General features: G+C 39.1%; 17 protein-coding genes. 5 read left to right on the plus strand and 12 right to left on the minus strand.

Annotated features, from left to right (window positions below; translation table 11 throughout):
• The first annotated feature begins 22 nt into the window (after nt 1-22).
• On the plus strand, nt 23-1273 hold the full coding sequence (gene eutH, locus AAZR93_RS08520) for an ethanolamine utilization protein EutH (protein ID WP_294104840.1): 1251 nt from the start codon (nt 23-25) through the stop codon (nt 1271-1273).
• Nucleotides 1274-1623: 350 nt separating this feature from the next.
• On the opposite strand, the gene AAZR93_RS08525 is transcribed toward eutH, so the two are convergent.
• The 9 genes from AAZR93_RS08525 to apt all read right to left on the minus strand — a co-directional run bounded on the left by AAZR93_RS08525 (nt 1624) and on the right by apt (nt 12177).
• Nucleotides 1624-2937, minus strand: a complete 1314-nt coding sequence (locus AAZR93_RS08525) for an inosine/guanosine kinase (RefSeq protein WP_434719541.1) — start codon at nt 2935-2937, stop codon at nt 1624-1626.
• A 108-nt stretch (nt 2938-3045) separates the two neighbouring features.
• Nucleotides 3046-4167 carry an LPS O-antigen length regulator Wzz(fepE) gene (gene wzz(fepE) / locus AAZR93_RS08530; RefSeq protein WP_434719542.1) on the minus strand — a complete coding sequence of 374 codons (1122 nt, stop codon included), beginning with the start codon at nt 4165-4167 and terminating at the stop codon, nt 3046-3048.
• Nucleotides 4168-4287: 120 nt separating this feature from the next.
• A complete protein-coding gene (hemH, locus tag AAZR93_RS08535; protein ID WP_434719543.1) occupies nt 4288-5253 on the minus strand; it encodes a ferrochelatase in 966 nt (321 codons plus the stop codon).
• A gap of 125 nt (nt 5254-5378) precedes the next feature.
• Entirely contained in the window at nt 5379-6023 is a 645-nt protein-coding gene (gene adk / locus AAZR93_RS08540; RefSeq protein ID WP_294104849.1) for an adenylate kinase, read from the minus strand.
• Between the two features lie 191 nt (nt 6024-6214).
• Nucleotides 6215-8089 (minus strand): molecular chaperone HtpG, encoded by a 1875-nt coding sequence (gene htpG / locus AAZR93_RS08545; protein ID WP_434719544.1) that lies wholly within the window; start codon nt 8087-8089, stop codon nt 6215-6217.
• 465 nt (nt 8090-8554) lie between these two features.
• The gene (gene recR, locus AAZR93_RS08550) at nt 8555-9154 is read right to left on the minus strand and encodes a recombination mediator RecR (protein ID WP_434719545.1); all 600 of its coding nucleotides are present in this window, start codon (nt 9152-9154) and stop codon (nt 8555-8557) included.
• The gene (locus tag AAZR93_RS08555) at nt 9154-9483 is read right to left on the minus strand and encodes a YbaB/EbfC family nucleoid-associated protein (protein WP_294104854.1); all 330 of its coding nucleotides are present in this window, start codon (nt 9481-9483) and stop codon (nt 9154-9156) included. The genes recR and AAZR93_RS08555 overlap by 1 nt, the downstream gene beginning before the upstream one ends.
• A gap of 56 nt (nt 9484-9539) precedes the next feature.
• Nucleotides 9540-11471: a DNA polymerase III subunit gamma/tau gene (gene dnaX, locus AAZR93_RS08560; RefSeq protein WP_434719546.1), complete on the minus strand. Its 1932-nt coding sequence runs from the start codon at nt 11469-11471 to the stop codon at nt 9540-9542.
• Between the two features lie 154 nt (nt 11472-11625).
• Nucleotides 11626-12177: an adenine phosphoribosyltransferase gene (gene apt / locus AAZR93_RS08565; RefSeq protein WP_294104857.1), complete on the minus strand. Its 552-nt coding sequence runs from the start codon at nt 12175-12177 to the stop codon at nt 11626-11628.
• 143 nt (nt 12178-12320) lie between these two features.
• Here apt and priC point away from each other — a divergent pair, with 143 nt between their 5' ends.
• Together priC and AAZR93_RS08575 are read left to right on the plus strand one after the other, a co-directional pair.
• Complete coding sequence (priC, locus tag AAZR93_RS08570) at nt 12321-12869, plus strand: primosomal replication protein (protein WP_294104859.1); 549 nt, start codon at nt 12321-12323, stop codon at nt 12867-12869.
• Nucleotides 12870-12922: 53 nt separating this feature from the next.
• Nucleotides 12923-13099, plus strand: coding sequence for a YbaM family protein (locus AAZR93_RS08575; protein ID WP_294104860.1), 177 nt, complete (start codon nt 12923-12925; stop codon nt 13097-13099).
• A gap of 6 nt (nt 13100-13105) precedes the next feature.
• On the opposite strand, the gene mscK is transcribed toward AAZR93_RS08575, so the two are convergent.
• The 3 genes from mscK to acrR form a co-directional block, all read right to left on the minus strand.
• Nucleotides 13106-16483, minus strand: a complete 3378-nt coding sequence (mscK, locus tag AAZR93_RS08580; RefSeq protein WP_434719653.1) for a mechanosensitive channel MscK — start codon at nt 16481-16483, stop codon at nt 13106-13108.
• A gap of 105 nt (nt 16484-16588) precedes the next feature.
• Nucleotides 16589-16942 (minus strand): DsrE/DsrF/TusD sulfur relay family protein, encoded by a 354-nt coding sequence (locus AAZR93_RS08585; protein ID WP_294104862.1) that lies wholly within the window; start codon nt 16940-16942, stop codon nt 16589-16591.
• A 70-nt stretch (nt 16943-17012) separates the two neighbouring features.
• Nucleotides 17013-17654 carry a multidrug efflux transporter transcriptional repressor AcrR gene (gene acrR / locus AAZR93_RS08590; protein ID WP_434719547.1) on the minus strand — a complete coding sequence of 214 codons (642 nt, stop codon included), beginning with the start codon at nt 17652-17654 and terminating at the stop codon, nt 17013-17015.
• Between the two features lie 134 nt (nt 17655-17788).
• Here acrR and AAZR93_RS08595 point away from each other — a divergent pair, with 134 nt between their 5' ends.
• Nucleotides 17789-18976, plus strand: coding sequence for an efflux RND transporter periplasmic adaptor subunit (locus AAZR93_RS08595; protein WP_434719548.1), 1188 nt, complete (start codon nt 17789-17791; stop codon nt 18974-18976).
• Nucleotides 18977-18991: 15 nt separating this feature from the next.
• Complete coding sequence (locus AAZR93_RS08600; RefSeq protein WP_294104870.1) at nt 18992-22153, plus strand: efflux RND transporter permease subunit; 3162 nt, start codon at nt 18992-18994, stop codon at nt 22151-22153.
• Nucleotides 22154-22192 lie beyond the last annotated feature (39 nt).

Genomic DNA, 22192 nt, shown 5'->3' on the forward strand with positions numbered 1-22192 from the left:
AATAATAAAAGGAAACCCTACTATGGCTGAATTTGGTAATTATATTATCTACTTAATTATGTGCGGAGCCATCATTGGCGCTGTCGCATCAATAGTAAGACCCACCAGCGACCTTGGAAAAGAATTTGTTAACGGTATTTTTTCAATTGGCCCCGTATTCCTTGCCCAAGCAGGGATCATGGCAGCTGTTCCTTTACTTTCCCAACTGATTTCTTATGTACTTGGTCCTATCTTCTCATCAGTAGGATCAGATGTCTCTATCGCGGCCCTATCAATCATTGCGGTTGATATGGGCGGCTACCAATTAGCAGACGCTCTTACTACTAATCGAGATATGTGGATCACTGCGATGCTAATAGGCTACACCTCTGGTGCAACTATTGTGTATCTGATCCCTGTTGGATTGACCATGCTCAACCGTAAAGATCATAAATATCTAGCATTAGGTGCAATGGCTGGTTTGATTTCCATCCCATTTGCTGTATTAGCATCACTACTTTTGATCACTTTTAGTAATATCCCAGTAAGAGACATTATTTCAACTAACTCACCTGCAACTCATCAGATAGCGCTCGACTTTCTAACCATGTTGCAATACTTAATGCCATTATTTATTTTCTGCTTTTTATTAGCGGCAGGACTTAAATATCGCCCAATGTTGATGGTAACAGGCTTCCTAATTTTTGGTAAAATTATGGATGCATTCGTTAAACTTGTATTAGCGTTTTCAATTGTTGAACACTTTACAGGTGTATTTACTAAAGTGTTTGGCGCTTGGGGATTTGATCCTCTATTTGCAGACCAAAATGAGTTGTTTAGAGCGATTGAGATTGCAGGTTATATCGGGATCATGTTGGCAGGCACATTTCCTATCTGCTACCTATTTCAACGCTATTGTAAACCATTAGTCCGTGCATTAAGTAACCGTTTAAAACTAAGCGATACGGGTTCTTTAGGCTTTATCATGGTCATGGCGAATATTATTGCAACCTATCATTTATTCAAAGATATGAAAGCAAGAGATAAAGTTTTGTGTGTAGCATTCGGTGTTTGTGCTCAAGCAACTATTGGCGACCATTTAGCCTTTACTGCTAACTTTCAACCGACACTCGTATTGCCTATTTTATTAGGTAAGCTAGTTGGTGGTTTCTTGGCTGTTTTCATTGCCATCAAAATTTCAGTTCCACAAGCAATACGCTACGAAATTGAAGATGAAAAAGAAATTGAATTCACAAAAGTAAATGTGGAGTTAGGGCTCACTAAACAAGCTTAAATATATTAATAATATTTATGTATTGTTAATAACTCGCTCGAATTTTAATTATCAGAAATAGGCGCATTAAAGTTAAATTTCATAATCAATTTTTATAAACACTCATATTTGATATCACCATCCAAATATGACTAAAAATTATTCAACAATAATACGGTTTTTTTGATTAGTTTAATTTCAACTAACTTAAGTGGCTATTTTAGCCTTCAAATAAGTATTTTTGTTAATACCTAATCTAGTAACAATAGTATAGTGATTAACTTGAATGCCCCAATGTTGATTTAAACATTGGGGCATTCAATTACACTCAATAGTATTAACTCATCTAATAATCACTCACGATAATAAATTTATCTTTCCCAATAAGATTCTTCTAAGCTATCTTCTTTCTCAGGTAAACCACGAGTCAATCGTGGCGAGTGTTGGGTTAAAACCTGATAACTGACACGGTTTGCATATTTGCACACTTGCGCTAATGATGAGTAAGTTAAGTATTGGCGCTCATGCTTACTTGAATTTGGCACATTAGAGCGGTGGTAGGAGTTCGCCGTAATATCATGAAGCAATGCAGATAAAGCCCCATCCCCTGCACCATTCGTATTCATTATTTTCTCTGGCCCCCCCATATAAGGCTCAATATGAGAAAAGATTTTCAATGGGACTTTGCAATCTTGCTGACGCATAGCTCGGCTAAACTCATACAAATTAAACTCAGCAATCGCACCGGGTAATAATGGATGTTGAGTCACCCGTTTGACGGCTTCTTCAGTATAACCCGCCATATATAGCCCTGAAGGGCCCGCGGTGCATAAAACAAGGTCAACCCAATCTAATGCCATATTAGAAGCAAGCAAAGGGTCACTAAAGCCTGTCAATTCTAATGCTTCGTCCTCATTCATTGCCACGACAGATATATGTTCTGTTAGGAAGTCACGCCAAAATTGAGGATCTTGAGCAATAACAAACTTAGTCCCCAAGGTTAACACGACAGGAACATTATGTTTTTTAGCATAGGTGATTGCTTGCATTGTGGCTTCAGGCATCGTTTCGCCCGGCTTACAACGCACTAAATACGCTGTTAAAACCAAAGCAGATGCATTTGCGATAATATCTTCTGGAATACTATCAGGGTGCAAACGATTCATATGACCAGGGCTAATGGCAAAAGTCCGCTCACCATTTTCTGTTATTAACGTAAAACAGCGGCCAATAGGTCCATCAACACCTTGTAAATAGTTAAGATTAACGCGGCTAGAGGTATGGCACAAATAACGATATGAATAACTACCTATTCCTATGTTATTACACATAGTTCCAAGCAATACAGATTTATCATCAGCCAGTACAGAATAGTTATGTAGTGTATTACCAATAGTGCCACCGGCAAACTCATGAGTAATCAATGCGTTGTCTGTAAGTTCTTTATAAAGCGATTCAGCCGAATCGTCTTCAATAACTAATGAATGACCTTTACTTAATTGATAACGCTGAATAAATTCATCATCAACTTTAGCTTCTATATCCACTAATGTTTGATCGATACCAACAATATAAGATTTACAATTTTCGTCTTCGCTCATTCTCTCTTTAATTGGTTGCAAAAGAGGATCTCTGAGGCTGACAGGGAAATAGTGTTTTGATTTGCGTTGACCGGGGAATTTCATAATGAAAAAAATCAGAAAAGGAACATTGGTCTATTCTAGCACGATAAAAGAAAACCAGCACCCTTGTCTCAAGGTGCTGGCTTCATTATTAATTATTTAGCAATTTACTTAATGTGTATTTTGTTTGTTGTAATCACGAAACAATTCACGACTTAACACAAAAGCACAGCTAAGAATAAATCCAAGTATTGCGCTCAATGCAACAATCAATGAAGATTTAGGTGAGTCTTTACGTAGCGGTAAATCTGGCGTTAGAATAAATTTCACTGGTGTAAAATTTAATTCTTTGCTCGTTAACTCATTCAAATTATTAATATAGTGTTGACGATTTTGTAAGTCTTCACTCATTAATTCAATATCTCGATTTTGTGTTTCAATCAGTAATTTTTGCTCTAACGCTTCAGTTCCCAATGCAATTGGATAATCAGGATCATCAATAATAGAAGCCGCTTCACTCGAAATCGGTTTTGTTACACCTGCCGCTTTCGCAATATCAATAGCGCGTTTTAATCTTTCAACTTTGACATCATACTTAGTACGAATTTTAGTAATTTCCTGCTTGAAAGATTCCGTTGCATATACCAATTGGCGAGCAATGGCATTTTCAATTTCTATTTTGATTTGCGTTCTGACTTTTGAAGCCGTATAACGAACATAGCCTTCAAGTAAGTCTTGAGCTTCAATAGGTTGAGGGGCAGTAAAAGTTAAAACAATATCAGTAGAATCACTGTTTTTCTCTTTTGACTTATCTTTAAGTTGAATACCATTTTCAATGATTTGATTAACCAACCTTTGCTGGCTAAGCACTTCTTCTTTTGAATCTATTTTTTGTGAAAGCTTTTTATAATAATCAGTACTTCTCACATAGGCTTCTTGATTTACTTTCGAACGAAACTGATCAATGAAAACATTGAATATACGTTGTGCGCCTAAATCAATATTAATATCTAATACACTCAATTGTGCGCCAATTGAACTAATTTCTTGAATCTCTTCAGACGTTGGAGGGATCACAACGGCTGTGCTCGTCCACTTTTGTGGTAAATAACTGACGACAACAATACTTATAATTGTCATTACAACTGTAAAAGCAATTATTAGAAATTTATGCCTCAGCAAAACTGCTAATAATGCCATTAAGTCAATTTCATCACTTGGTTGCATATTGAATTGCGGGCTTTGCACTAGTGCCTGTTTTAAGCCACCTTGTGATTCTTTACCATTGCTCATATTAATTCCAAATGACATATAATATTTTATATAATTAAGTTATAGATAAGTATTATAGTCAATTTTGAAATTTTTGATATATCGATAACAGCAGATTATTGTATTAATTTAAGCCATAGATTATTTAATTACACCTTTTATAATTAATTTAAGCATGTCAATACTATTTTGACTATCATTTAACGCAGGAATGTAATGATAATTAGTACCGCCGTTATTGATAAAAAATTCTTTATTTTGCTCGCTGATTTCCTCTAATGTCTCTAAGCAATCCACTGAAAATCCTGGACAAATTACCTGAACGGATTTTACGCCTTTTGCGGGTAATTGCTGCATAGTTTTATCCATATAAGGCGTTAACCATGGCTCACGACCAAAACGAGACTGATAAGTTAATAACACTTTTTCACTTGGAAAATCTAAAGCTTCTCTCAGTAATTGTGCCGTTTTTTCACATTCCTGCTGATAAATATCGCCTGTATCACAATAACGCTGAGGGATGCCATGAAAAGACAGCACTAATCTATCAGGCTCACCATGTTCAGAAAAACTGCTTTCAATAGAAGAAACCAATGCTTGAATATACGCAGGATGCGTCGCATAGCTACGAATAAACTGTAGAGATGGGATAGTCCTCATCCCCTGAAATACTTTCGTCACAGCATCATAGACGGCCGCTGTTGTAGTACATGAATACTGAGGATATAACGGTAATACGATTAAATCAGTAACATTTTGGCTCATTAAATTATCTATCGCACTTTTCACTGAAGGTGAACCATAACTCATGCCTAATTCAACCGGTATCTCAGGAAAACATTGCGCTAATTTTTCTTTCTGACGCAAAGAGTAAACTAATAAAGGAGACCCCTCTTCTTGCCAAATTGATTGATATAGTTTCGCCACTTTAGACGAACGCAAAGGTAGAATTGCACCATGCAAAATGGGTTTCCAAATAATGCGAGGAAGATCAATAACACGAATATCACTCAAAAATTCGGCCAAATAACGTTTAACTGCGGATGTTGTTGGGGCATCTGGCGTGCCTAAATTAACTAACAGAATTCCGGTTTTTTTTTCTAACATTATAATTACTCCTAATTGATAATCATTCCCAACTTTATCACAGATAAATAACTATTTTTGACAGCAAGTGGCACAAAAATAAAGGCAGCGGTTATCGCTGCCTTTATTAATAATCGATTCTAAAATTAACCGAGAATTTTAGCTAATTCTTCGCTCACTTCTGAAACTTTACGCGTGCCATCTAATTTAAAGTATTGAGTATTACCCGCTTTGGCTTCTTTTTGATAATAAGCAATTAAAGGTGCGGTCAAATCATGATACTCAACTAAACGCTTACGTACGGTATCTTCTTGGTCATCTTTACGAATTGTTAATTCTTCACCGGTAACATCATCTTTATTCTCAACTTTTGGTGGGTTGAAATTAACATGATAAACACGACCTGATGGTGCATGTACACGGCGACCGATGATGCGTTCAACAATAATATCATCAGGTACAGCAAATTCCAGAACGCTATCAACCGTGATACCTGCTTCTTTCATTGCATCAGCTTGAGGAATTGTACGTGGGAACCCATCCAACAAGAAGCCGTTACGACAGTCATCTTGTTTGATACGCTCTTTAACCAACGCGATAACTAATTCATCAGTTACTAACTTGCCGTTATCCATCAGATCTTTAGCTTGTTTACCTAACTCGCTTCCTGATTTAACAGCGGCACGTAACATGTCACCAGTTGAAATTTGTGGGATCCCAAATTTCTCCATAATAAATTGAGCTTGAGTGCCCTTGCCTGCGCCTGGAGCGCCGAGCAGAATGATACGCATTGCGTAAACCCCTTGCTTTTAGTTTTTTATAATTTGAAAAGAAAACAAGCTACCATACCATTAGCATAGCGCTCGACTCAAGAAGACACGTAAACGTTTTCGCATTTAACTTTCTTCGCAAAAGAAAAAAACCACGCTAAAGCACAAGCTAAAACGTGGTTTATGTTCAAAAACGAAAATGAGTCACTTAATTATTTCAAAAGTAATTCATTGATTTTGCGAATGAATAAGTTTGGATCTTCTAATGTGCCACGTTCAGCAAGTAGTGCTTGATCCAAAAGTACATCAACCCAATCAGAGAAAACAGATTCATCAGTCACTTCTGATGCCTTTTTAACTAATGGATGTGCAGGATTTAATTCGAAGTTATATTTAACTTCAGGCGCTGCTTGCCCTGCTGCCGCAAATAGTTTGGCCATCTGCGTACTCATTTCATCTGCATTAGTCGTTACAATTGCTGGCGTATCAGTTAAACGATGAGTTAGTTTCACATCATTAACGCGTTCACCTAAAAAGGTTTTTACACGCTCTACAAATGGTGCTAATTGCTTATCCGCTTCTTCTAACTCGGCTTTATTTTCATCGGCTAATTTATCTAATGACTCATCAGCTTTACTAACTGACTGGAACTGTTTACCATCAAATTCAGATAGGTAATTCATCATCCATTCATCAATACGATCAGATAGCAGCAGAACCTCAATTCCTTTATTACGGAATAACTCTAAATGTGGACTTCCTTTCGCAGCAGCGTAACTATCAGCAGTAATAAAGTATATTTTGTCCTGCCCTTCAACCATACGGCTTATATAGTCTTCCAAAGAGACATTTTGCACACTACTTTCTGAGTGCGTTGTCGCAAAGCGCAGAAGTTTAGCAATCGCTTCACCATTGCTTGTATCTTCCGCAGGCCCTTCTTTCATGACTAAGCCAAATTGTTGCCAGAAAGCTTGGTATTTTTCAGGATCATTTTTTGCCATTTTCTCTAACATTTGCAAGACACGTTTAGTCAACGCGCTACGTAAATTACGTGTTAGTGCGCTATCTTGCAAAATTTCGCGAGAGATATTCAGTGGCAAATCGTTCGAGTCCAGCACACCGCGTACAAAACGTAGGTAATTAGGCATAAACTGTTCAGCATCATCCATAATAAAGACACGCTGTACATACAGTTTTAAGCCATGCTGTTGGTCACGATTCCATAAATCAAATGGCGCTTTCGATGGGATATACAGCAAGCTGGTATATTCTTGTTTACCTTCAACGCGATTATGGGTCCAACTTAACGGATCAGCATAGTCATGAGAAATATGTTTATAAAATTCGACATATTCTTCATCTGAAATTTCAGATTTATTACGCGTCCACAGTGCTTTTGCTTGGTTAATTTTTTCCCAAGTGACTGTGCCATCTTCTTCATTTTTATCTTCAATTTCAACAGGCAATGCGATATGGTCAGAATATTTGCTAATCACTGAGCGTAAGCGCCAATTATCGAGATATTCTTTTTCATCTTCTCGAAGATGCAAAGTAATTTCTGTACCACGTTGTTCTTTTTCGATATCAGCGATGGTGTAGTCACCTTCACCAACAGATTCCCAAAAAACACCTTGGTCAGGGGCTGAACCTGCCGCACGGGTGCGTACAGTCACTTTATCAGCCACAATGAACGCAGAATAGAAACCCACACCAAACTGCCCAATCATTTGGCTATCTTTGGCTTGGTCACTACCTAATGATTCTAAAAATGATTTAGTACCCGATTTTGCAATAGTCCCTAAATTATCAATCACCTCTTCACGGCTCATCCCGATACCGTTATCACTGATTGTTAACGTTCCTTTATCTTTATCGGCACTGATGCGCACATGCAATTCACCATCATTTTCATACAGTTCAGGTTTTGAAAGTGCACGAAAACGCAGCTTATCTGCGGCGTCTGACGCATTTGATATAAGCTCACGCAAAAAGATTTCTTTATTTGAATAAAGCGAGTGGATCATCAATTGCAGCAGTTGTTTAACTTCTGATTGGAAACCGCGAGTTTCCTGTCCTTTCATACTCATTAATGGCCTCTATATCTTTAATCTAATTGAAGAGTTTTAACTTATCGATAGTCCAATAGTTGGGGGCATAAAATGAGAATTCAAGCTCACCATATAAAAAATCATACAAATCACAATAAAAAGCAGAGAGCTAAAATAACAAGATAAGCTTTGACGGTTTTTAAAATTTTGAAGTTTTTGAAGTTTTTGAAGTTTTTGAAGTTTTTGAAGTTTTTGAAGTTTTCTAGCAAATCATATTTAACAACATCCTCTAAATAATTCGTGTTGTAGCTAGGCGTCAAATACGTTAAGCCCTAGGAGCATACACAAGTATGTGACTAGGGTTAACGTATGAAGACAACAACGCTACAGCGCGAAGTATGACGAGGAGATCAAATACGTTAAGCCCTAGGAGCATACACAAGTATATGACTAGGGTTAACGTATGAAGACAACAACGCTACAACGCGAATTATGACGAGGATATCAAAGCTTAAGACGGCCAGAGAGAGAATGAGACAACGTCGTACTATCTACCAGCTCCAACTCTCCACCTACCGGCACTCCATGAGCGATGCGACTTGCCATCACGCCATATTGCCCACATATTTGAGCAATATAATTAGCGGTCGCTTCACCTTCAACAGTTGGATTAGTCGCTAAAATGACCTCAGTAATAGATTCAGAAGAAAGACGCTCTTCTAGTCTATCCAAACCGATATCCATAGGACCGATACCATCAAGAGGTGATAAATGCCCCATTAAAACAAAATAACGCCCTGAAAACTGGCCTGTTTGTTCAATGGCATAGATATCCGCAGGGCTTTCCACTACACAGATTAGCCCCTGTTGTTTACGGCGTGGATTATCACAAATATTACAGACATCTTGTTCTGTAAATGTTCTGCAATCACGACAATGCCCTATTTCAGACATTGCCCGTGTCAGCGCTTGTGCTAATCGCATACCGCCACTACGATCACGCTGTAGTAGCTGAAAAGCCATTCGCTGCGCTGACTTTGGTCCCACTCCGGGAAGGCAGCGCAACGCTTCCATTAATGATTCAAGAAGCGGACTTGTCTGCATTAGAATGGCATCTTAAAGCCTGGTGGTAGCTGCATACCACTTGAAACGCCAGCCATTTTTTCTTTCTGGGTTTCTTCAATACGGCGAGCCGCATCGTTGAAAGCAGCAGCAATCAAGTCTTCTAGTAAATCTTTATCATCTTCAAAAAGACTTTGGTCAATCTCAACGCGGCGGCAATTATGTGCCCCATTGATAGTCACTTTGACTAAACCTGCACCAGATTCGCCCGTTGCTTCCAGTTGAGCGATTTCTTCCTGAACTTTTTGCATTTTATCTTGCATTTGTTGGGCCTGTTTCATCAGGTTACCCAATCCGCCTTTTCCAAACATATTTTTCTCACAACTGAGGCCACAGCTTACTTTATATAACAGTAATCACTGTAGCGTTAAACGGGGCGAATACTCTCTTCATCAAGCTGCGCATCAAACATTGATCGCAATTTTTGAATCGTTTTATCCGCAATAATAGACTGACGAGCTTGCGCCAGTTTTTCTTCGTAAATCGCTTGTCGCCATTCAAGTGGTGTTTTTACCGCTGTATTATCATCTTGAACGATTTTTAGTTCAACAGAACGACCATAATGTTGGCTCAATGCTTCTTGCAATACTGCATGAGCAGCGGGTTTATCAAGATGACGCTGAACCGGTCGCAAATGTAAAATAATTTGCGACTCATTTAATTCTTCTTTATATGAGTTCAAAGCCAATTGTTCAACTAGCTTTGGAATATTTAATTTTGCAATTTCACCTGACCAACTATCCCGCTCTCGAGATTCTTCAATAATTTTAGCCGCCAACTCAGGTGTTTTTTCATACTCTAAAGCTTCTTTAATTTCAGTTGGCGTTGTCAGGGTATTTTTAGGTTCTAATACCTCTTCATTCTGTGGACGCCACTGATAATGCTTCGGCTTTACGGATTTCCCTTTTTCCGAAGCTTTACTTTCAATATTTTGCTGATATTTGCTGGTCACCGCGGCCAGCCTTTCAAGTGCTGATGCCGCCGGCTTAGCCTTTTGAGGCATCGCCGGTTTAGACTTTTTTGAGTCAGGATCCTCATTTTGAGGAACTTGAAGCGCCTGCCTTGCTTTTAAGAGCTGTAAGGTCGGGCTATTCTCAGGTAAGTTATCAGCACTTGGACTTGATAAAGCTTGACGATTAACCGCAGTTGGTGCGGATTGCGCTGGCACGCTTTGCACTAGCCTTGGCGGCGTTTCAACTTCCTCAATTATACTTTTAGGATGAAAAGCTAATGCTCTAAGCAATGTCATTTCCACCCCCATGCGCCGCTCTGGAGCAAAAGGCATCTCTTTACGCCCAACAAGTAAAATTTGATAAAAAAGTTGTAAATCCGCAGGAGAAACGACTCTTGCAACTTGCCTTAAACGACCTTCCGTTGACGATGGATCTGTTTCTTTTTCTGCTGGTAATAGCTGGATCATCGCAATTCGATGTAGTAAAGATAAAGTCTCAACCAGCAAATTATCCCAATCAGCACCTCGAGTACCAGCCTGTTCAACTTGCGCCATCACCGCCATACTATCTGCACGTACTAAGGCTTCAATAATTGCCAATGGTTGTTCATCATCAAGTGTACCAAGCATTTGGCTAACGATATCACCCGTGACCACACCTTGCCCCATTGCAATGGCTTGATCCGTCAAACTTAATGCATCACGTAGGCTGCCGTCGGCTGCACGTGCTATTAGCTGACGAGCACGCTTATCATGTTCAATATTTTCTGCATTGAGAATAACTTCAAGCTGCTCTGCAATCTGCGTCACATCAAGTGCTTTAAGATGAAATTGCAAACAGCGCGATAATATCGTGACAGGTAGCTTTTGCGGATCCGTCGTCGCAAGTAAAAATTTCACATGCTCAGGGGGTTCTTCAAGCGTTTTTAATAGTGCATTAAAGCTATGACGAGAGAGCATGTGCACTTCGTCAATAAGATAAACTTTAAAACGACCTCTTGCTGGCGCATATTGAACGTTATCAAGTAATTCACGCGTATCTTCAACTTTAGTGCGAGAAGCCGCATCAATTTCAATCAAATCAACAAATCGCCCTTGCTCAATTTCAAGACAATTAGCACATTGACCACAAGGCGTTGCCGTAATGCCAGTCTCACAATTGAGTCCTTTCGCAAACAAACGCGCAATCGTCGTTTTTCCGACGCCGCGAGTACCTGAAAAAAGATAGGCGTGATGAAGCCGCTGATGCTCCAACCCATTAGCCAGTGCGGTCAAGACGTGTTGTTGACCAACAACATCTGAAAATTTTTGGGGGCGCCACTTACGGGCAAGTACCTGATAGCTCATGGATTCCACAGTTATTAAACATGGTCATTAATAAAGTACAATAAATGGTACGGCGATTAAATATAATGAGTCATTAAATATAATATTAGTACCATGCTATCACAGCCTCAACCTCTACGGCGAGGCTGTGATTAAAATAGTGGGGAAAAGAGGATTAATGGCCTGGGAATTCGACAAGGCTATATGAACTAATACCCTGCTCAGCCAAGCGTTCAACGCCACCTAAGTCAGGTAGACTGATGATAAATGCCGCTTCAACAACTTTTGCGCCAAGTTGTTTAATCATTTTAACGGTCGCTTCAATTGTGCCACCAGTGGCCAATAAATCATCAACAACTAAAACATTATCTTCAGGAAGAATACTGTCTTTGTGGATCTCAAGTGTATCAGTGCCATACTCAAGATCATAAGTCATACTTAATACTTCGCGCGGCAATTTGCCTTTTTTACGTACAGGTACAAAACCAACACCTAAACGTAATGCAACCGGAGCCCCAAACAGAAAACCACGAGCCTCAGTACCAACGATCTTAGTTATTCCTTTGTTTTCATAATGTTCAACTAACATATCAATCGTTGCTTGGTATGCAGCTGGGTTATTTAACAATGTAGTTATGTCACGGAATAACACACCTTCCTTCGGATAATCAGGAATAGATGCGATACTTTCTTTAATCAATTGCAGTTGTTGCTCTTTAGCAGTCATAATAAAAGCCAATATAGTAAATACGAAAAGGTAGAATCTATGTAAAGTACCATAAAAATGCAATAAGAAGCCGTCTATTTGCGGTGAGTTTTCTTGTTGGATATCAATATTCCGTTATTTTTCACCTTTATTGAGCACAAAAAATGAAAATACAGGCGCTTTTAGATGCGTTAAAAACGCAAATTATTGAGCTAGAAACTCGAATAGAACCAATAAAAGACCAAGAATTTTCGCAATCTCGTTTTGATCTACAGCTATTTAGTCATAAATCGGCACGCCTTGGCGATTGCCAAAATGAATTAAATAAACTCTACCAGCAACTTTGTCACAGTGTTTCTTTAAACAACAATCAACAAGTCAATTTTCTGACCGAGAAAATTGTTCATCAAATACAAGCTATTTCACGTGAAATTTCAACACAGCCATTACGCGAAAAAGAGACCTCTTTCACGAAGAAAAAAGAACATATTGATTTATACGAGCGTTTATCTCAACATCAAGACTTCGAACGTCGTTTACAAGCTATGGTCAGTGAGAAAGAATTGTATTTAAGTGGCTTAACCAATCAAACACAGCAATATCAATGTCAAAAAGAACTGGCAGTTTTAGCGGGGCGTTTATATCGCTGTCGACAAGCCTTATTACGTATTGAAAAAGCCATTGAACATCAAGAAGGCCAGTTTTTAGAATAAACGCACAAATGAAATAAACCAGAATCTGAAAATAGATAGATAAAGGAATATCGATGAATTCATTAAAGGACGCCCCAATTGAAACCCAACTCGCCGTTGATCTTATCTATTTATTAGAGTCATCTGACATTAAAACAGAGATCGTACTGAAAGCCCTTGATATTGTGAAAAATGACTATCTCAGCAAACAAGCAGCAGACATCATCGATGAATGCCCAAAATCACGCTAACACTCATTAATCATCCGTTTTATCATTATTTTCTTTAGGTACGCGTTTAATTTCTTGCACTTCATCGCCTTTATTATTATGCAGATGCACTTCCAACTGATTAAAGGCAATATTGATATCATTCTCTCGACATAGTCTATCAATTTCCCGATTAACTTCATCGCTAGTTGTCCCACGATCGCCTATTTGACGGACGTAAAAGCGCAGCTCATGATCTAAAGTACTCGCACCAAAGGTGGTAAAATAAACGCCTGGCGCGGGTTCTGTCATTACTTTGCTATTTGATGTCGCTGCGCTCAATAAGACTTCTTTCACTTTATCTAGATCCGAGCCATAAGCTACACCTAATGCCACGGTGATCCGAGTAACCGTATCGGAAAGAGACCAGTTGATCAGCCGTTCTGTAACAAAAGCTTTATTTGGGATGATCACTTCTTTGCGATCAAAATCAATAATGGTAGTCGCACGAATTCGAATTTTACTCACGGTACCTGAATAAGTACCAATTGTAACGGTATCCCCAATACGGATCGGCCTTTCAAACAATAAGATGATCCCTGAAACAAAATTAGCAAAAATTTCCTGCAAACCGAACCCTAACCCCACCGTTAACCCAGCGGCAAGCCATTGTAATTTATTCCAAGTGACTCCAATCATCCCCATCGAGGTTATAGTACCAATACCAATGATTATGTAGGTCAATATAGTGGTGATAGCATAAGTCGAGCCTTGTCTTAGCTTTAAACGTGATAACACCAATACTTCTAATAAACCGGGTAAGTTCCTCGTCATAATCCAAGACACCACGATAATAACCAAAGCGAGGATCAGATTAGCCAAGGTAACCGATTGAAGAATATTTCCCCCTTCAGGAGAAGTCGTGGTAAAGCTCCATAAATTCACACTGTCTAAAAATGAAAATATAGTAATAAAATCAGACCAAATAGCATAAAAACCAAGGGCAAAGATGATAAATAGCACCATCGTGGTTAAGCGCAATGACTGTTGACTAATCAATTCAATTGTCATTGGGGGTTCTTTGATTGGCTCATTTTCAGTATCTTCTTGCTTAAGCATCGCACGACGCTCAAGAGCTCGTTGATACGCCAGTTTCCGCGCAACCAGTGTTAAATCTCTTAAACAAGTGCTGTAAGTGATATACCACAACAATAAAAGATAAAGGCTATCAAGCCAGCGATTCGCTAATCTTAATGTGGTGTAATAGTACCCCGCCATCATGAGGCCAATCAGTATCAAAGGGGAAAACGTCAGCATCGTTATCACAACTGAGCGTGTCAAATGACTGCCTTTTTCTCGCCAAACTTCTTTGCAAAATGGGATAGTAAAAACACACAACAGCAATAATGAAACCAACACAACGAGCTGCCCAATCACATCATCAGAGACCTTAAGTGGGTTAGTCACGCCATAAGTTGAAAAGTAAATTAATGGAATTAGAGGGATGGATAGTCTAAGCATCCTGCGCCGAATTTGGGCCGCTTTTTCTTTTTCGATTGAAAAATGTTTCTCAGCAATACCTTCTGGTTTTAATATTCTAAAGGTCAGTTCAAACAAAATCCAAAAAATAGCAAATTGTAAACAAAAAGCCCAAACAAATTCACCTTGTGCATTCCCTGTTTTCAAAAACCAATAACCCGCAGCAATCACCACAAGAGAAACAGGTATCGTCTGTAATAACGTCAATAACAAGGCAAAAGGCGTATTTAAAATACTATCTTGCCTAAGACTAGAAAGGCTTTTATTTATATCATGTAACTTATTGCTAATTTTCCGATTTAACCAAATAAAGGCTAATGCAATAAAGAGCAAGGGAATAACAACCAACATTGAGTTAGTAAATCCCTTTTTAAGACTGCCAGTAGACAGGTTAAAATCAAAACTACTGACTTGTGCTGCCGCGGCTTCAGGGAAAGCTTTCACCCATTCAATATCAATAGGTTTATTACTATTAACCCAAAATATTTGTTGAGCTAACGTATTTTCAAGCGAACTTATGACACTCAATAATTGATTTTGATCTAACTGTAAATTAATCGCTTGAGAGATTTGACTACCTAACTGAAGATTTAATTCATCCAGTAGTTCACGACGGACATCCAGTAATCTCACTAATACCGCTTTATCTTCCGATGAAAAAAGATCGGATGTAACGTGTTCATCTCCCGATGTCGCAGCCTGCTGGCGCTCTAAATTAGCAATATAATCATTAACTTGATACAACACATCCCGTTGCTGATTAACATCAAATTGCTCAAGACGTAAATCAGCAATAGTAGCCGGTAAATTTTTGGTTAAAATATCAGCAGGTAAATCAATTTGTTGCTGAAATAAAATACGCGACAATAATAAACTTCCCCGTAGAACATTAATTTGTTCTTTAAGATTGCGTTCCGATTGAGTCGCTCTTTCTAACCAAGCTTTTACCCGAATACCATTTTGTACTAATTTATTGCTACCTTGTGTTGCTTCAATCAACCGATTACTCAGTTGATTATTAATCGCAATTTCTTTTTGAATAATCGGATTTTGTTGTACCTGTATACCAGCCTCAGAGGTACTCTGAGCTTCTCTCACTGTGGATTGAGAGTCATTAAGGCGCTTATTATTAATCACCTCTTGAATAAGTTGGATATGCCCTTCGAGTTGTTCAATATAAACCGCGGTATAATCACGCTGTTTCTGTAAAACATCTTGTAGCTGCGTATTAACCTGTAATACACGCTTTTGAAATTCATTTTGTTGCTGCAATAAATACTGTTCAATTTGCAGCATATCAATTTGCGTCGGCCGTAATTTTACCGAGTCGTTTATTGTGCTGTTTAACTCATTACGGATTTCTTGTAATCGTCTCGCATTATCTAGCATCATAGCCTGAGCACGTTCGGGCTGAGTCTGTAAACCAATTAATTGACTATTATAAGTAGCTAAATCATTTTGCTCAGATTGTAAATTCTCCAAATAACGAGTTAGCATCTCTTCTAACTGAGATAGGCTGACATTTTCAATTTTTTTGGAAAAGTTAGCAGCTTGGTTTTCACTTTGATTTTTTAATTGAAGTAATCCTTGAACCGCTTGTTTGGACTCTTCATTGGCACGATTGATTTTTTTTTGCAGTTCGTCTAGCTTTTGATCTAACTTATCTAGCTCATCATAAAAAGAAAGGGATTTTTCAAGATCAGCAATCGCTAATTTATTATCTTCGCTCACATTACTTTTTTTATTTAATGTATTGAGCTCGGCTTTAATATCGTTTTTACTCGGAAAATTATTAGTGGTTATTGCCATTGCATGAGCAGAGAAAAAGAGAATAAGCGTCAAAAATACGCCCACTGAGTATAGCCACCTATTTTCTTGTTTCATCATAATGTTCTGTTTCATTACAACCCAACTCATGATACTTCATCTAAAATGCGACTTAATGGCAGATATTGCATGCTAGCAATTTAATTGCAGCACGCAATCTCATCATTAAAAAGTGAGAACTTTATCAACCTCGAGTGTCCAATTAGCCAACTCAACGAGAGTACCAATTTCGACACCATCAATTAAAGGTAACTCACTTATACCTCTTGCATCAGTGCAAGTTTTACAAAGCTTAACAGGTACCTGTTGAGCCGTTAAAATCTCTAACATCTGTTGAAGATTATAACCCTCTTTTGGTTTTTGCGCAGTGATACCCGCGCTCACCGCATCTGACATCAAAAATATTTTTAAATCCGTTTCTGGATGCAGCTCTTTTATGGTAATTGCTAAACGTAATGAATTGAATAATGTTTCGCTACCATAAGGTGCGCCGTTGGCTATAATCAGAATGGATGACATTTTACTCTCCAACTATTGATTGTATTTAAATTGCTATGTTTAATTTGCTATATTTAAACGGCGATTATGTTCAGATTTCGTTTAACCGTATTGCTGGGTTATGTTTAAACGTTTCTAACAGTGTATCAACCAAAGTAATCGTATATTGATTCATATTAAAACTTTCGGGTTGTAATAACCAAGTTTCAAGTAAACCAGACATTAGGGAACGTGTCATTATAGCCGCACATTCAATATTAAGGTTGGCTGGAAGTTGTCCTGCATCAATACATGCACGTAAAATATCTAGAATACGACATTGGCTCGCAACATAGTTTGCTCTTTTAAAGTCAACTAAAGTAGCCATTTCACCAACAAGTTCGCATTTTAAAAAGAAAATTTCCATCAATGCTCTGTTTTTAGGACTCTCAATAAAATCAGTCAAAATATAAATGAGTAATTCTCTTAGTATTGAGAGCGGATCGTTGGTATATTTAGAGCGATAATATTCTTCAGCTTGTATTATTTGATTATCACCAAATTCACAGGCTTGATAAAAAAGATCGACTTTATTTTTAAAATGCCAGTATATAGCACCTCGGGTAACACCCGCTGCCGCAGCTATATCAGCTAATGATGTGGCAGAAACGCCCCGTTCAGAGAATGTTTTGATAGCAGCATCTAAAATCTCTTGGCGGGTTTCTTCAGCCTGTTGTTTAGTTTTTCGTGCCATCTTGACTCGTTTTTATCGAAAGCAGATTTACATACATTCGTGTATGTTTGTATTATAGCATAGTGATAAATCTTATTGTTTACCATTTTTCCTATTTTTATTTTAAAACTCATATTGATTAATTGAGGTTACTTATGCGAAAAAACAGAGGGGTGTTACCTCTGGCTCTGTTGGTTCTTTCAGGTGGCTTAGCTTTATCAGGTTGTAACGATGAACAGAAAGGTGGCGGTGAACGCCCGGCGCCTGAGGTAGGAATTGTTACGCTTAAAGCTGAACCTCTGACTGTCAAAACCGAATTACCAGGTCGTACATCTGCATTTCGTGTTGCTGAAGTTCGCCCACAAGTTAGTGGGATAATTTTGCAACGCAATTATAAAGAAGGTAGCGATGTCGAAGCAGGTACATCTTTGTATCAAATCGATCCTGCACCTTTCCAAGCTACCTATGACAGCGCAAAGGCAGAACTTGCAAAAGCACAAGCGAATGCAAATTTGGCCGGTTTGACCGTTAAACGTCAAAAACAACTCATTGGTACAAATTACATTAGCCAACAAGAATATGACCAAGCGACCTCAACTTACGCACAAGCTTTAGCTTCGGTAAAAGCAAGCGAGGCGGCTGTTGAAACTGCACGTATTAACCTGAACTACACTAAAGTCACAGCTCCGATTAGTGGCCGTACAGGCAAATCAAATGTAACTGAAGGTGCTTTAGTTTCAAGTGGTCAAGCAACTGAATTAATGCGTGTTCAGCAACTTGACCCAATCTATGTAGATGTAACTCAATCAAGTGATGATTTTTTACGTCTAAAAAATGAGATTGAGCAAGGCTCGATTCAAAAAGAAGTGGGTAAAGCGCCTGTAAGCCTAGTCAATAATAACGGCAAGGAATATACGCAAAAAGGAACGCTAGAATTCTCTGATGTGACTGTTGATGAAACAACGGGTTCAATCACAATGAGAGCTGTATTCCCTAACCCGAATAAAGAGCTTCTTCCTGGCATGTTCGTGCGCGCTATTTTAGATGATGGCGTTATTGAAAAAGCAATTTTAGTTCCACAGCAAGGGGTGTCTCGTACAGCTCAAGGAACGGCTCAGGTCATGGTTGTTGGCGCTGAGAATAAAATTGAAGTTCGAAATGTTAAAGCAGCACAAGCTATTGGCAACAAATGGCTGGTAACTGATGGGGTGCAGGCAGGTGAACGCGTCGTCGTCATTGGCTTACAAAAAATCAAACCTGGCATTGTTGTTGTTCCTAAGGAAGCTAACTTAGAAACGCAATCCATAGACAATCAGGCTAAACCTGAAGAAAAGTCTAAATAAGGGAGCGGCTGATTAATGCCTAAGTTTTTTATAGAAAGACCAATTTTTGCGTGGGTAATTGCGATTATCACCATGCTTGCTGGTCTGTTGGCAATTATCCAGTTACCTGTTTCTCAGTACCCGACTATCGCACCTCCTGCTGTTTCTATTTCAGCTAACTACCCAGGAGCCGATGCCTCAACGGTACAAAATACAGTAACTCAAGTTATCGAACAGAACATGAATGGTATCGATAACTTGGTATATATGTCATCAAGCAGCGATTCATCGGGCTCAGCAAGTATTACACTAACCTTTGAAGCAGGCACAGATGGCGATATTGCGCAGGTTCAGGTGCAAAATAAATTGCAGCTAGCTATGCCATTATTGCCACAAGAAGTACAGCAACAAGGTATTAGTGTTGATAAATCCACAAGCTCATTTTTGATGGTTGCAGGTTTCGTTTCTAATGATGGTTCCATGGGGCAATATGATATTGCCGACTATGTGGGATCAAACGTTAAAGACCCACTTAGCCGAGTCAACGGTGTTGGTGAAACCCAACTGTTTGGTACCCAATATGCAATGCGTATTTGGCTCAAACCAGAGCAACTTGTTAAATACAATATGACGACAACCGATGTCATCAACGCGATCAAAGTTCAAAATAACCAGGTCGCAGCGGGACAACTCGGGGGGACTCCTCCTGTTGGCGGACAACGTTTAAACGTTTCCATCATCGCTCAAACTCGTTTGAATAATGTTGAAGAATTCTCCAATATTTTACTGCGTGTTAACCAAGATGGTTCCCAAGTTCGCTTAAAAGATCTTGCAGAAGTTCAGTTAGGTGCAGAGAACTACAGTACTATCGCTCGCTTTAATGGTAAGCCAGCTGCTGGTATCGGTATCAAATTAGCCACAGGCGCAAATGCACTAGACACATCAAACAACGTTCGTACAGCGCTTGAAGATATGAAGCCATTCTTTCCTCAAGGCCTAGAGATTGTTTACCCTTACGATACAACGCCATTCGTTAAGATTTCCATTAACGAAGTGGTAAAAACGTTAGTTGAAGCAATCATGCTCGTTGTTGTGGTTATGTATTTATTCCTACAAAATATCAGAGCAACTTTAATACCAACGATTGCGGTTCCAGTCGTATTGCTCGGTACCTTTGCCATCTTATCGGCATTTGGTTATTCCATTAACACCTTGACCATGTTTGCGATGGTACTCGCCATCGGGCTACTCGTCGATGATGCTATAGTCGTAGTCGAAAACGTTGAGCGTGTTATGCAAGAAGAAGGCTTATCACCAAAAGAAGCGACCAAAAAATCAATGGGTCAAATCCAAGGTGCATTAGTCGGTATCGCATTAGTACTATCTGCCGTATTTATCCCAATGGCCTTCTTTGGAGGAGCGACAGGGGCAATTTACCGTCAATTCTCCATTACCATAGTTTCATCAATGCTTTTATCTGTACTGGTAGCAATGATTTTAACACCAGCACTGTGTGCAACGATGCTTAAGCCAATTGAAAAAGGCAGCCATGGTAGTCAAAAAGGTTTCTTTGGATGGTTTAACCGGACATTTGAAAAACAAGCTCACCACTACACTGATAGCGTAAGTCGTATGCTTAACGGCACTGGCCGTTACTTATTGATTTATCTTGTCTTAGTTGCGGGCATGGCGCTAATGTTTGTTCGTCTACCTTCTTCTTTCTTACCAGCAGAAGACCAAGGTGTATTCCTTTCTATGGTTCAGCTACCGCCGGGTTCAACACAGGAACAGACGCAGGCTGTACTAGATGAAGTGACTAAATACTACCTAGTTGATGAGAAAAAGAATGTTGAATCTGTCTTTACCGTTGGAGGCTTTAGCTTCGCAGGTCAAGGACAAAACATGGGTCTTGCTTTCGTCGTTCTGAAAAACTGGAGCGAACGTAAAGGTGATGAAAACCACGTTGATGCTATTGTATTACGTGCAAATATGGCGCTTTCCAAAAAGCAAGAGGCTATGATCTACGCCTTTAACCTACCGGCAATTGTTGAGTTAGGTACTGCTGATGGATTTGACTTTGAGTTAGTTGATAGAGCTAACTTAGGACATGAAGCACTAATGCAAGCCCGTAATCAATTACTTGGACTCGCGGCCCAACATCCAGAAATGCTTCAAGGTGTCCGTCCAAATGGGCAGGATGATACATCCCAATACCGTGTTTATATCGACCAACAAAAAGCTCAGGCTCAAGGTGTTGCAATCAGCGATATCAACGCAACGCTAAGTTCTGTCTTTGGTGGAAGCTATGTAAATGACTTTATCGACCGCGGTCGTGTGAAGAAAGTTTATGTACAAGGTGACGCTGAAAGCCGTATGTTACCATCCGATATTAGCAATCTATATGTCCGTAATAACCTCGGTAAAATGGTGCCATTCTCTGCATTCTTGGATACATCTCAAGATCCTTGGAAATTTGGTTCACCACGTTTAGAGCGTTATAACGGCGTGCCTGCAATGAATATTCAAGGGCAAGCTGCACCTGGTAAGAGTACAGGTGATGCGATGTTAATGATGGAACAACTGACCACCGAAAACTTACCTGCTGGTATCGGTTATGAGTGGACAGGTATGTCATATCAGGAACGTTTAGCAGGTAACCAAGCTCCAGCCCTGTATGCAATATCATTGATTGTCGTATTCCTATGCTTAGCTGCATTGTATGAGAGTTGGTCTGTTCCGTTCTCTGTCATGTTAGTTGTACCACTAGGGATCATCGGTGCATTACTCTTTACCTCTATACGAGGCTTAGATAATGACGTTTACTTTAAAGTGGGACTCCTTACAACCATTGGACTCTCGGCGAAGAATGCAATCTTGATTGTTGAATTTGCCAAAGACTTGATGGAAAAAGAAGGAAAAGGATTGGTTGAAGCAACATTGAATGCAGTTAAAATGCGTTTAAGACCAATTTTGATGACATCATTAGCCTTTATGTTAGGTGTTATTCCTCTGGTATTTAGTAATGGTGCGGGCTCTGCATCCCAGAACTCTGTAGGTACAGGCGTTCTTGGTGGTATGTTTGCTGCAACATCACTAGCTATCTTCTTCGTTCCAGTGTTCTTCGTGGTGATCCGTCGCCGTTTCTCGAAGAAATCTGAAGATGTAGAACATAGTCATCCACCGACAACGAATAGCTAATTGTTATCTATAAAATGCCAGTCAGTAGACTGGCATTTT

This window comes from Providencia sp. Je.9.19 (assembly GCF_051129765.1).
In the GTDB taxonomy this organism is placed as follows: Bacteria; Pseudomonadota; Gammaproteobacteria; order Enterobacterales; family Enterobacteriaceae; genus Providencia.

Bases quoted from the DNA above. Each gene is read 5' to 3' on its own strand.
- AAZR93_RS08595 (WP_434719548.1), top strand. From the start codon at position 17,789: ATGCGAAAAAACAGAGGGGTGTTACCTCTGGCTCTGTTGGTTCTTTCA.
- eutH (WP_294104840.1), top strand. From the start codon at position 23: ATGGCTGAATTTGGTAATTATATTATCTACTTAATTATGTGCGGAGCC.
- AAZR93_RS08585 (WP_294104862.1), bottom strand. From the start codon at position 16,942: ATGTCATCCATTCTGATTATAGCCAACGGCGCACCTTATGGTAGCGAA.
- priC (WP_294104859.1), top strand. From the start codon at position 12,321: ATGAAAATACAGGCGCTTTTAGATGCGTTAAAAACGCAAATTATTGAG.
- AAZR93_RS08575 (WP_294104860.1), top strand. From the start codon at position 12,923: ATGAATTCATTAAAGGACGCCCCAATTGAAACCCAACTCGCCGTTGAT.
- AAZR93_RS08600 (WP_294104870.1), top strand. From the start codon at position 18,992: ATGCCTAAGTTTTTTATAGAAAGACCAATTTTTGCGTGGGTAATTGCG.
- adk (WP_294104849.1), bottom strand. From the start codon at position 6,023: ATGCGTATCATTCTGCTCGGCGCTCCAGGCGCAGGCAAGGGCACTCAA.
- htpG (WP_434719544.1), bottom strand. From the start codon at position 8,089: ATGAGTATGAAAGGACAGGAAACTCGCGGTTTCCAATCAGAAGTTAAA.
- AAZR93_RS08555 (WP_294104854.1), bottom strand. From the start codon at position 9,483: ATGTTTGGAAAAGGCGGATTGGGTAACCTGATGAAACAGGCCCAACAA.
- AAZR93_RS08525 (WP_434719541.1), bottom strand. From the start codon at position 2,937: ATGAAATTCCCCGGTCAACGCAAATCAAAACACTATTTCCCTGTCAGC.
- mscK (WP_434719653.1), bottom strand. From the start codon at position 16,483: ATGATGAAACAAGAAAATAGGTGGCTATACTCAGTGGGCGTATTTTTG.
- hemH (WP_434719543.1), bottom strand. From the start codon at position 5,253: ATGTTAGAAAAAAAAACCGGAATTCTGTTAGTTAATTTAGGCACGCCA.
- recR (WP_434719545.1), bottom strand. From the start codon at position 9,154: ATGCAGACAAGTCCGCTTCTTGAATCATTAATGGAAGCGTTGCGCTGC.
- acrR (WP_434719547.1), bottom strand. From the start codon at position 17,654: ATGGCACGAAAAACTAAACAACAGGCTGAAGAAACCCGCCAAGAGATT.
- apt (WP_294104857.1), bottom strand. From the start codon at position 12,177: ATGACTGCTAAAGAGCAACAACTGCAATTGATTAAAGAAAGTATCGCA.
- dnaX (WP_434719546.1), bottom strand. From the start codon at position 11,471: ATGAGCTATCAGGTACTTGCCCGTAAGTGGCGCCCCCAAAAATTTTCA.